Origin of the sequence: Pseudoalteromonas sp. MB41, from assembly GCF_020966275.1 — a bacterium.
Lineage (GTDB): Bacteria > Pseudomonadota > Gammaproteobacteria > Enterobacterales > Alteromonadaceae > Pseudoalteromonas > Pseudoalteromonas lipolytica.
Genome location: NZ_JAJJZF010000066.1, coordinates 1 through 1,191, shown reverse-complemented (window position 1 = coordinate 1,191; position 1,191 = coordinate 1). Strand labels below are relative to the sequence as shown.

Genomic DNA, 1,191 nt, shown 5'->3' with positions numbered 1-1,191 from the left:
AACATCTATGAACTCTGAGACGAATTGACCGAAAAACTGCCAATTCCGCATCGTTCAGAGAAAAGTACAGACGTTGTTCTTCGATTGAAAAAATGGGTGGGGAATAAAGATTTGCCTGTTCTGCTCTCGTGAGAATAGTAATTTCGTTTTTGATGGCCATATCAGGGCTGTTCCGTATTAAATGTACGATATTTACCTAATTTGCCACACTTATAAGTAGTAACCCACCTCCGCAGCCATTTATTGGTGTGGTCTACAGAGAATTATGTCTTTTTAGAGGGGAAAATCCCTAGAACCCCCATTTCGGAGGTAACATGGAATTGAAGATTTTTGAGAATGGCATTCAAAGCCATAACCAAGTGATACACCGCGCACTGTTGAAGAACGGCCTGTATGTTATGCATGAGAAAGGCTACAGCTACACGGTCGGAATGAAAAATATTGGTTCGCCAGATCTGATTCTGTTCGGGCAATCTTCGGAAATAGCTGATGAGATGTTCCAGGTGATTTTTCAAGCTGTTCAAATGGGGCTGTTGATTCTTGATCAGGTGAAAAGCATTGATCATATCTTTGAGCCTCAACCGCAGCTCAAACACTTTTCGGATATGGAAAAGCGTAGGCATTTCTTCGCTGCACGTACTTACTATGGCTCGTGGGATTTCAACGTGCTTAATGTTTCAATGGATTTCCACTAGGAGAGGTGCATGGCTATTGGTAAACAAAGAATGACCTCTTCCTATTCAGTTATCCTGGATACCTACACGTTCATTCTCATCAAAGATAATGATGACCCAGATGTTGCGTCTGTGACTAACGCCGCAGATTATACGGTTGAATCGTTGGCTCAGCTCTATGATCTATCCAATCGACGGATTGTATATCAGGACACTATGGGGTTCTAGGGATTTTCCCCTCTAAAGTAACATAAACCGCCATACTCATTATATTTAAAGGCTTACAAAGGTGGGTTACTTCTCCAAAGTATGGCAAATTATGAGGTTAACAACCCCTTAAACTTAACGTAATTCCTATGGCTATAAAAAACGAACTCTCAATTCTTACCAAAGCTGAGCAGCTTGATCTATATTCTCCGCCGCTATTATCACTTGAACAACAACGATTGTATTTTACGCCAAACGAGATCGAGTTAACAGAGTCGAAAAGCATTCGCCTAAGAAGCCACCGATGCTA

The 1,191-nt window shown here is 41.4% G+C and carries 4 protein-coding genes; 3 read left to right on the top strand and 1 reads right to left on the bottom strand.

Annotated features, from left to right (window positions below):
• On the bottom strand, window positions 1–160 hold a 160-nt coding region (locus LPA49_RS22165), incomplete at its 3' end, for a DUF4158 domain-containing protein (protein ID WP_230237752.1).
• Between the two features lie 154 nt (window positions 161–314).
• Between LPA49_RS22165 and LPA49_RS22160 the strand changes: the two genes are divergently transcribed.
• The 3 genes from LPA49_RS22160 to LPA49_RS22150 form a co-directional block, all read left to right on the top strand.
• The gene (locus LPA49_RS22160) at window positions 315–695 is read left to right on the top strand and encodes a DUF4262 domain-containing protein (RefSeq protein WP_004748782.1); all 381 of its coding nucleotides are present in this window, start codon (window positions 315–317) and stop codon (window positions 693–695) included.
• 9 nt (window positions 696–704) lie between these two features.
• Complete coding sequence (locus LPA49_RS22155) at window positions 705–902, top strand: hypothetical protein (protein WP_069945758.1); 198 nt, start codon at window positions 705–707, stop codon at window positions 900–902.
• 128 nt (window positions 903–1,030) lie between these two features.
• Window positions 1,031–1,191 (top strand): DUF4158 domain-containing protein (locus tag LPA49_RS22150; protein ID WP_230237759.1); only part of this gene is annotated, 161 nt, incomplete at its 3' end.

What these genes read in the sequence shown, in the direction of transcription:
- LPA49_RS22155 (WP_069945758.1), top strand. Translation starts at nt 705, where the DNA reads ATGGCTATTGGTAAACAAAGAATGACCTCTTCCTATTCAGTTATCCTG.
- LPA49_RS22160 (WP_004748782.1), top strand. Translation starts at nt 315, where the DNA reads ATGGAATTGAAGATTTTTGAGAATGGCATTCAAAGCCATAACCAAGTG.